Annotated in this window: 8 protein-coding genes; 5 read left to right on the forward strand and 3 right to left on the reverse strand. The window is 72.3% G+C overall.

The annotated features are described in order from the left end of the window. Positions 1 to 43: 43 nt before the first annotated feature. Complete coding sequence (locus HCN51_RS07325) at positions 44 to 1,612, reverse strand: bifunctional 3'-5' exonuclease/DNA polymerase (RefSeq protein WP_168008000.1); 1,569 nt, start codon at positions 1,610 to 1,612, stop codon at positions 44 to 46. Between the two features lie 58 nt (positions 1,613 to 1,670). Then, positions 1,671 to 3,098 carry a metallophosphoesterase family protein gene (locus HCN51_RS07330; protein WP_428981529.1) on the reverse strand — a complete coding sequence of 476 codons (1,428 nt, stop codon included), beginning with the start codon at positions 3,096 to 3,098 and terminating at the stop codon, positions 1,671 to 1,673. Between the two features lie 203 nt (positions 3,099 to 3,301). On the opposite strand from HCN51_RS07330, the gene HCN51_RS07335 reads away from it, so the two are divergent. After that, positions 3,302 to 3,718: a hypothetical protein gene (locus HCN51_RS07335; RefSeq protein WP_168008002.1), complete on the forward strand. Its 417-nt coding sequence runs from the start codon at positions 3,302 to 3,304 to the stop codon at positions 3,716 to 3,718. Positions 3,719 to 3,810: 92 nt separating this feature from the next. Here HCN51_RS07335 and HCN51_RS07340 read toward each other — a convergent pair whose 3' ends face one another. After that, positions 3,811 to 5,457: an FAD-binding oxidoreductase gene (locus tag HCN51_RS07340; protein ID WP_168008088.1), complete on the reverse strand. Its 1,647-nt coding sequence runs from the start codon at positions 5,455 to 5,457 to the stop codon at positions 3,811 to 3,813. A 31-nt stretch (positions 5,458 to 5,488) separates the two neighbouring features. On the opposite strand from HCN51_RS07340, the gene HCN51_RS07345 reads away from it, so the two are divergent. From HCN51_RS07345 to HCN51_RS07360, 4 genes are all read left to right on the forward strand, one after another. Beyond that, complete coding sequence (locus HCN51_RS07345) at positions 5,489 to 6,028, forward strand: TetR/AcrR family transcriptional regulator (RefSeq protein WP_168008004.1); 540 nt, start codon at positions 5,489 to 5,491, stop codon at positions 6,026 to 6,028. Further along, positions 5,991 to 7,487 (forward strand): glycerol-3-phosphate dehydrogenase/oxidase, encoded by a 1,497-nt coding sequence (locus HCN51_RS07350; protein WP_168008006.1) that lies wholly within the window; start codon positions 5,991 to 5,993, stop codon positions 7,485 to 7,487. Before HCN51_RS07345 ends, HCN51_RS07350 begins: the two co-directional genes overlap by 38 nt. A 32-nt stretch (positions 7,488 to 7,519) precedes the next feature. Next, entirely contained in the window at positions 7,520 to 8,473 is a 954-nt protein-coding gene (locus tag HCN51_RS07355) for a sucrase ferredoxin (protein WP_230465940.1), read from the forward strand. A gap of 100 nt (positions 8,474 to 8,573) precedes the next feature. Further along, on the forward strand, positions 8,574 to 8,885 hold the full coding sequence (locus HCN51_RS07360; RefSeq protein WP_080036407.1) for a WhiB family transcriptional regulator: 312 nt from the start codon (positions 8,574 to 8,576) through the stop codon (positions 8,883 to 8,885). Positions 8,886 to 9,067: the final 182 nt, after the last annotated feature.

Raw genomic sequence — 9,067 nt, forward strand, 5'->3', positions numbered from 1 at the left:
TCCTGCAGAAACGCGTCCTGAAGAAACGCGGCCTTCGGCGGGCTCACTTGGCGTCGGCGTAGGACTTGACCGCCACCGCCTCCATCGGGAAGCGCACCGGAGTGCCGCCGAACAACAACCGGCTGGCCTCGGCCGCGGCGCCCGTCACCGCCGCGATCACCTCGTCGGCCAGCTCGGCCGGGCAGTGCACCATCACCTCGTCGTGCTGGAAGAACACCAGCCGCGCCGGCTCCGGCAGCCGCCCCCGCAGCACCGCCAGCAGCGCCAGCGCCCACTCGGCCGCCGTGCCCTGCACCACGAAGTTGCGGGTGAACCGCCCGCGGTCTCTGGCCGCCCGGCCGCCCTCGGGCCCCGACACCAGCTCCTTCCACCGCTCGGACGGGGGCGGGCTGGTGCGCCCGAGCCAGGACCGCACGATGCGCCCCTCCTCGCCCGCCTTGGCCGCGTCTTCGACGAACTGGTACGCCTTGGGGAAGCGCTGGCGCATCACGGCCAGCAGCTTCGAGGCGTCGCCGCTGGTGCCGCCGTACATGGCGGACAGCATCGCGATCTTGGCGTTGGCCCGCTCGCCGCCGAACGACTGCGCCAGCGCGGAGTACAGGTCGATCTCGCCCGCGGCCCTGGCCAGCCCGCCGTCGCCGGCCATCGCCGCCAGCACCCGCGGCTCCAGCTGCGCCGCGTCGGCGACGACCAGCAGCCACCCGTCGTCGGCCACCACGACCTTCCGCATGACCTTGGGGATCTGCAGCGCGCCGCCGCCGTTGGTGGCCCACCGCCCGGACACGACGCCGCCGACGACGTATTCGGGCCTGAACCGCCCGCCGCGCACCCACTGGTCGGCCCACGCCCACCCGTGCGCGCTGAACAGCCGGGCCAGCTCCTTGTAGGCCAGCAGCGGCGCCACGGCGGGGTGCTCGATCTGCTTGAGCTCCCACTGCCGGGTGCTCTTCAGCGCCACTCCCGCGCCCTTGAACGCCTTGACGAGCTGCTGCACGGAGTCGGGGTTGACCGGGTGCCCGAACGCGGCCGCCACCTCGTCGGCCAGCGCCTGCAGCCTGGCCGGGCGCATGCCGTGCACGGGGCGCGGCCCGAGCAGCTCGGTGAGCAGCGCGTCGTGCACGTCGCGGCGCCACGGCATGCCCTCGTGCGACATCTCGGCCGCGACCAGCGCGCCGGCCGACTCGGCGGCCACCAGCAGGCGGAAGCGGCCGGGCTCGGGCAGCGCGGCGATGCGCCGGAGCTGGTCGGCCAGCACCTCGGCGACCGCCTCCGCGCCGAGCGGCTCCGGCGCGAACAGCGTGCCGGGCGCGCTCGGCTGCTCGTCGGGCACCGGCAGGCCGTGCAGCCTGGCGTGCGCGGCCCTGGCGGAGCGGGGCTCGCCGTAGCGGCCCTCGTAGGCCAGCAGCAGCCCCTCGGTCAGCGCCAGGTCGTGGCAGCGGGCGACGCGCACGCCGCGTTCGAGCAGCGGCGGGTATGTCTCCCGCGCGTCGGCCCACACCCAGCGCGGCCCCTCGGCGGCCTCCAGCTCCCGCACCGCTTCGGCGAGGTCGGCGGGCCGGCGCGGCGTGCCACCGACGGGCAGCACCGTCTCCCCTGCGACCACGACGTACACGTGGTCAAGCCTGCCAAACGCCTCCGACAAAACCGCACGCGGTCACATGTTCAGGGGGTCACACGGTGAGGCTGATGCGCACCTCGTCCTCCATCGGCGGGTCCAGCTCCTGCGCCAGGCACCCGGTGGCGGCGAAGCAGCGCAGGGTCAGCTCCTCGGGCGTGACCGTGGCGTGCAGGAACTGCTTGAAGAACGGCGGCGTGTCCCAGTCGGACAGCTCGGACAGGAAGCGGTGGAACACCTTGTCCACCGGTAACCGCAGCGGCCACGGCCAGGCGCCGAGCAGCCGTGCCGCCCACCGCATCCGCATGGTGATCCTCACCGGCCCCGTGGGGGTCCTGACCGGCTCGTTCTTGATGTGCTGCGACATGATGCACAGCGCCTCGGTGGGCGTCAGGCAGAGCCACTTCATCCGCAGCCGCTTGGCGTAGAGCTGGCTGTAGAAGGACAACGAGTCGCCGCGCAGCGGGTAGCACCTGAAGTCGTCCTCGTGCACGCCGCCGGCGTCCACCCGCTCGATGGTGTGGGTGGCGTGCATGAACGCCCCGCCGCCGCCCGACACGATGTACTGGATGACCCGGTCGCCCACCTTGACCGGATAGCGCTGGTAGTTGTGCACGTCGCCGCCGATGGCCGCGACGTACCGGTGTGCCGGGTCGCGCACGATGTCGTCGATCGTCCCGCCGCCCTCCAGCGGCGACGGCTTGTACGCGTTGCCGGTGTAGATCGGCTTGCCGGTCACCAGGATCTTCGGCCGGGGGTCGAGCGAGACCCGGCGCAGCCAGGCCGTCTGCCCCTTGTCGATGACGTTCCTGATGCCGGTGTCGACGCCGACGACGAGCAGGCTGTCGCTCTCGATCACCCAGTACGGCCCCGGCTGCGCCGCCTGCCCGGTCGCCTGCTGGGACGGCCTGCCGCGCAGCTTGCGCGCCTCGGCCAGCTTCGCCTCGTCGATGGTCTCCGGCTTGCGCCACAGCAGGCCGCGCAATCCTTGGTCCGGCTTCGGCTTGAGCGGCGGCGCGTCGCAGAAGACCCGCATGAAGCCGCCGAGCCCGTCGTACCAGTCGTGGTTGCCGGGGATGGCGTAGATCGGTGCGTTGTAGTCCTGGTACGGGCGGAAGAACTTGTCGCCGTACTCGTTGCCCGATCCCGTCGGATAGATCACGTCGCTGGCGATGATGGCGAAAGACGTTCCTTCGCCGAGTTTCAGCATGCCGGGAACAACGGCGTACTGGGAGGCGTCGCCTTCTCCCGTATCGCCGAGAAGGAGGAAACTGAAATTACCGCTGACAGCCGGTTTGATGCGAAATTCCGGATCAATCCCCCGCGCCTCTTGGGACTCCACCCAGCGCGCCCGCACCTCTCCTGACGGATCCCCGAACAAGCCAGCCAGGATCTCGTTGCGGGACAGCCATAGCGTACGTACATTCAACCAGGTAAAGCCTTGCTTGTTGGGTCTGAGCTGCGCAAATGTACCTGGTTGCACACAGGCCCAACCTGCACCCTCCTCCGAGACCCGGGAGGAAACCTGCTTTCCACGCTCAGCCGCGACTTCCACCATGACCACATCTTTACCGTGATCTACCATTTGCGCATCCCGAACGCTCCGTACCGTTCGGAACACAGAAGGTGTGCAATGGTGTAGCCTCACCCCCCAAGCAAGCGGTTGGGACCGCCTAGGAGGCTCCCATGACCCGTAACAGCCCGGACGACGCGACCCGCAAAGGCACCTCCGCCGTGGATGCCATCGAGGGTCTGCTCGCCTTCGCCGCGTCCCGGCCGCGCTGGGCCGCGGGCGCGGCGATCAACAGCGCGAGCGAGGCGATCGCGCGGAGCCGGGCGCTGGCCGCGCAGTCCCCCGGCGAGCACCTGCCGCTGCTCGCCCGCTGCCTGAACACGACCGCGCGGCTGATGCTGGCGCGCGGGCGCGCCACGGAGGCGCTGCCGCTGGCCCAGGAGGCGGTGGCGCTCAGCCGGTCGATCGGCGGGGCGTCGCTGGTGGTCTCGCTGCGCCGCCTCGCCGAGGCCCAGGAGGCCCTGCAGCGCTTCGGCGACGCCGCCGCCACCCTCGCCGAGGCCGACCGCCTCCCGCCCCCACCCGGCTGACCGCCGCCCGGGCCGCTCCGAGCTCGCCGGGCCGCGCACGTCCGGGCCGACAGCTTCAGGCTCGCGGGACGAGCACACCCGGGCTGGGAGCTTCAGGCTCGCGGGACGAGCACGCCCGGGTTGAGGATGCCGGCGGGGTCGAGCTCGGCCTTGACCGCGCGCAGGACGCCCGCGCCGACCGGCCCGATCTCGCGCGCGTAGGCGTCGAGGTGGTCGCGGCCGACGCCGTGGTGGTGCGTGATCGTGCCGCCCGCCTCGACGACGGCCGCGTTCACCGCCGCCTTGGCCCGCTCCCACTGGGCGACGGGGTCGGCGTCCTGCGGGGTCACGACGGTGAAGTAGAGCGAGGCGCCGGTCTCGTACACGTGCGAGATGTGACACATGACGAGCGGCGAGCCGAGCGCGCCGAGCAGGGCGAGCCGGACCGCGTCGTAGAGGCGCGGCAGGCTCGCCCAGAAGCCGGCCGTCTCCAGCGTCTCGACGGTGGCGCCGGCGGCGAGCAGCGCGTCGCGCAGGTACGGGGCGGAGAAGCGGCCGCGCTCCCACGCCTCCCCCGGCTCCGGCCCGAGCGGCTCGCCGCCCATCCGCGCCAGCACGGCGGAGGCGGCCGCGTGCCGGCTCCCGACCCGCACGCCCTCGTACCCGGCGACCAGCAGGCATCCGGAGCCCGCGGCTCCGCCTGAGGAGCCGCCCGATGCACCGGAGCCGCCCGCTCCGCCGGAGCCCGCGGAGCCGGGGGCTCCGTTCGAGCGTCCTGAGCCGATCTCGTCCGGCTTGGCCAGGCCGATCATCGTCTCGGTCTCGTCCGAGAGCCGCAGGACGGTCGGCAGCGGCCCTTCCTGGGCGAGTGCCCGCACGGCGGCGGATCCCTGCGCGAACGAGGCGAACCGCCACCCTTCGTAGCGCCGCTCGGCGGGCGCCCGCCGCACCCGCAGCCGCAGCGCGGTGATGACGCCGAACGCGCCCTCCGAGCCGAGCACGAGCTGGCGCAGGTCGGGCCCGGCGGCCGACTTGGGCGCCCGACCGAGCTCCAGGGTGCCCGCGGGCGTGGCGAGGGTGAGGCCGACGACCATGTCGTCGAAGCGCCCGTACCCGGCGGAGGCCTGGCCGCTGGAGCGGGCGGCGGCGAAGCCCCCGAGCGTGGCGTACTCGAAGGACTGGGGGAAGTGCCCGAGCGTGAGGCCGCGCGCGGCGAGCAGCCGCTCGGCGTCGGGGGCCCGCACGCCGGGCTCGAACGCGGCCACCCTCGACTCCTCGTCCACGGAGAGCAGCCGGTCGAGCCGCCCGAGGCCGAGCGCGATCACGCCCGCGAAGCCGGTGCGGTCGGGGGCCAGGCCGCCCACCACGGAGGTGCCGCCGCCGAAGGGCACGACGGCGACGCGCTCGCGCGAGCACACCCGTAGCAGCTCGGCCACCTCCTCGTGCGAGCCGGGCAGCACGACGGCGTCGGGCGCGGCCGAGCCGTCGCCGGCCCGCATGCGCAGCAGGTCGGGGGTGGATTTGCCGCGCGTGTGCCGGACGCGCTCCTCGTGCCCGGTCCGCACGTTGTGCTCCCCGACCACCTTGGCCAGCGCGTCCAGCACCGGCTCAGGCAGCACGACCGGCGGCAGCGCCACCGCCTCCAGCGCGGCGGCAGGCGTGCCGGGGGCGCGCACGCCGAGCAGGTCGCGCAGCAGCGCCAGGACCGGCTCGGGCAGCTCACGTGCCTTGGCGGGGTCGCCCCACCCCGACCACGACATCGGTTCTCCAGTCACGCTTACACTGTGACACATGACGTCTATTCGTCACAATGACGGCGTTCTGGACGCGGCGCGCGACTGCGTGCTCGCCTACGGCGTGCGCAGGACCACGCTCACGGACGTGGCGCGGCGCGCGGGCGTGTCCCGGATGACGATCTACCGCCGCTGGCCCGACGTGCGCACGCTGGTGGCCGACCTGATGACCAGGGAGTGGGTGCGGGTGGTGGCCGGGCTCGACCTGTCCGATCCCGTACGTGCGGTCGTGGCGGGCGTGCGGGGGCTGCGCGAGCACCCGTTGTGGCGCAAGATCGTGGCGGCGGACCCGGAGCTGCTCGTGCCGTACCTGCTGGATCGGCGGGGCGCCAGCCACGACGCCATCCTGGAGGTGCTGGAGCCGGCCGTCGGCGACCCGGCCAGGGCCAGGGCGGTGCTGCTGGTGGCCCAGTCGTTCCTGCTGTCGGCGCCGACCATGCTCGACCCCGTCACGATGGACGAGCTCGACGCCGAGCTCACCGCCCTGCTGGAGGCCTATCTTGGACAGCTCGCTGAACGCCGCCAGACGCTCCCGTGAGCTGCGCCGGGTCGCGGAGGAGCGGGTGGACGTGCTGGTGGTGGGGCTCGGCGCGACCGGCGCGGGAGCCGCGCTCGACGCCGTGTCCCGGGGGTTGAGCGTAGCGGCGATCGACGCGCACGACCTGGCTTTCGGCACCTCCAGGTGGAGCTCCAAGATGGTGCACGGCGGCCTGCGCTACCTGGCGAAGGGGCAGGTGGGCGTGGCTTACGAGAGCGCCTTCGAGCGCGGGATCCTGCTCCGCAGGACCGCTCCGCACCTGGTGAAGGCGCATCCGTACCTGCTGCCGCTGACCCCGGCCGTCTCGCGGCGGCAGGCGGCGCTGCTGATGAGCGGCTACCGGCTCGGCGACGGGCTGCGGGCCGCCGCGCGCACCCCGCGCCGCGCGCTGCCCGGCCCGACGCGGCTGAACGCGGCCCGCGCCCACACGCTGGCGCCGATCCTGCGTACCGACGGGCTGCGCGGCGGGCTGCTGTCGTGGGACGGGCGGCTGCTCGACGACGCCCGCCTGGTGGTGGCGCTCGCGCGCACCGCCGCCGCGCGCGGGGCCCGCGTGCTGACCCGCTGCCGCGCGCTGCGCCTGACCGGCAAGGGGGCGCAGGCACGCGACGAGCTGACGGGCGAGGAGTTCACGATCAGGGCGAAGGTGGTGATCAACGCGACCGGGGTGTGGGCGGGCACGCTCGATCCGCAGGTGAAGCTGCGCCCGTCGCGCGGCAGCCACCTCGTCCTGGAGCCCGGCACACTGCCGGGGCTGATCGCGGGCATGCACGTGCCCATCCCGGGCGAAAGCAACCGGTTCGCGCTCGTCCTGCCCCAGCCGGACGGCCGCGTCCACGTCGGCCTGACCGACGAGCCCGTGGACGGGCCGGTGCCCGACGTTCCCGAAGTGCCGCCGGAGGACGTCAGAACGCTCCTGGAGGTGCTGAACGGGGTCCTTGAGGTGCCAGTGACCGAAGAGGCGGTCGCGGGCGCGTACGCGGGCCTCAGGCCCCTTCTGGCGGCCGATGGCAGGACGGCGGACCTGTCCCGGGAGCACGCGGTGCTCTCGGAGGGCGGCGTCGTGACCGTGGTGGGCGGCAAGCTGACGACATATCGGCGGATGGCCGAGGACGCGGTGGATCGTGCGGTCTCGTCCGCGAAACTGCGGGCCGGCCGGTGCCGCACGCGGCGCATCGCGCTCGTGGGGGCGGGCCCGCGCCCGTCCGGGGTGCCGCTCCGCCTGGCCGAGCGGTACGGCTCCGAGGCCGCCGCCGTGCACGAGCTGGCCCTGCGGCACCCGGAGGAGGTCGGGCTCGGCTTCACCAAGGGCGAGCTGCTCTGGTCGGTCCTGCACGAGGGCGCGCTCGACGAGGGCGACCTGCTCGACCGGCGGACCCGAATCGGGCTGGTCAAAAGGGATAGAGACCGTGCGCTGCCCGCGACACGGGACGTACTGGACCGGTTCTCCCGCGCGTAAACCCGCCGATCCGTTAGGTTAGTCTTACCTAAGTGATCGAGGAGGGGGCGGAAGCGTTGGCCAGGGGCTGCGAGCAGAAGGGCTGCGAACATCCGGCGGGATGCCACACCGGCGGGCTGCCCACACTCGCCAGCGCCACCGTGGGAGCCCGGCTGTGGCTGCTCGTCGAATACACCGGAGCATGGCCCTCGCGCCTGGAAAACTGCGAACTTCCTGAAGAAATCTCGAAACTCGTCCGGCGCGCGCTCGAACGCGGTATCAGGCCCCAGCTGATCCGCCGCCCGGGCAGGCGGACCCGCCCACGGGAGCAGGGGATCCGTGTGCTATTGGCCTACGCGGCGGGCGAGCACCCCTGGGTGGCGCAGGGCGTCATCGCAGGTCCTGACGATCTTGACCTGGACGCGCTCGTGGCCGGAGTGGTCCCGGAGTCCTGCATACTTGAAGACGAGCCGGTATTTCTGGTCTGCACGCACGCCAAGCGCAATGTGTGCTGCGCCCGCATTGGACTACCCCTCGCTCGGTCCCTGGCCGAAATCTTGCCGGACAGAGTGTGGGAAACGTCACACGTTGGCGGCGATCGCTACGCCGCCAACCTCGTGTGCTTGCCACACGGAATTTTCTACGGCAGCATGTCTCAGGCTGCTGCATCGGCAGCGGCTAACGCGTACCGGTCGGGCGAGATCATTCTCGACCGCTACCGGGGACGCGCAGGCATCCCTGAGCCATTGCAGGCCGTCGAGCACTTCGCCCGAGCCCATACGGGAGAGTGCTCCGTCGGCGCGGTGGCCGTGGAATCCTCCAGGACGGACGGCGACGTCACCGAAGCCATTGTGCGCTGCGGCGACGTCCGGCTCCAGGTTGTGGTTGAGCCATCGGCGTTCACAGCGCCGTGTGGTACGGCTTGCGCCGAGACGATCACCACCTACCGGCTGGTTTCGCTGGACAGGCTCACGCCTGTGCGGTACGCCACGCCCGCTCTCGCCTGAACAGGGAACATCACGGCCCGACGTTGCGTTGGAACAGTGACGCCAAAAGCGTCCAATGCGGCTCAATTACCGAAATACCTCTCACGAAGGTGGTTTTCTCATGTCTCAGGTACGTCGGCAGCTCGCCCGCCCGCGCCCCAGCTGGGGTTGGCAGGATGATGCCGCGTGCCGGGGTGAGGACCTCGTGCTCTTCTTCGGCCCCGATGGGGAGCGGCAGCCCGAGCGTGACGTACGAGAGCGGAAGGCCAAGGCGATCTGCGCCCAGTGCCCCGTCCGCAACGAGTGCCTTGACTACGCGCTGTCCCGGCCGGAGAAGTACGGCACGTGGGGCGGTCTCAACGAGGACGAGCGGGCCAGCGAGCGTCGCCGTCGCATGCGCCGCGCGGCCAGCGCCGGCATCTCCGCCGCCTGACACACCCGGCAGCAATCACCATCATCGCGTGATCACGCAGTTGTCCCGATGAGCCGGAGCCTGGACATCCATGCCAGGCTCTGGTGAACCCGGTCGGGGCAACTGCCTGATCAGGCCCTGGATGGTCACACCAGCACACGACTTCGCCGGCCGCGGGCGCCAACCGCGGTGGCGAAGTCTTC

The sequence above is a fragment of the Nonomuraea composti genome (genome assembly GCF_012034275.1).
Taxonomy (GTDB): Bacteria; Actinomycetota; Actinomycetes; order Streptosporangiales; family Streptosporangiaceae; genus Nonomuraea; species Nonomuraea composti.

Excerpts from the sequence above, each read along its gene's own strand:
- HCN51_RS07345 (WP_168008004.1), top strand. The coding sequence starts at position 5,489 with ATGACGTCTATTCGTCACAATGACGGCGTTCTGGACGCGGCGCGCGAC.
- HCN51_RS07360 (WP_080036407.1), top strand. The coding sequence starts at position 8,574 with ATGTCTCAGGTACGTCGGCAGCTCGCCCGCCCGCGCCCCAGCTGGGGT.
- HCN51_RS07340 (WP_168008088.1), bottom strand. The coding sequence starts at position 5,457 with ATGTCGTGGTCGGGGTGGGGCGACCCCGCCAAGGCACGTGAGCTGCCC.
- HCN51_RS07335 (WP_168008002.1), top strand. The coding sequence starts at position 3,302 with ATGACCCGTAACAGCCCGGACGACGCGACCCGCAAAGGCACCTCCGCC.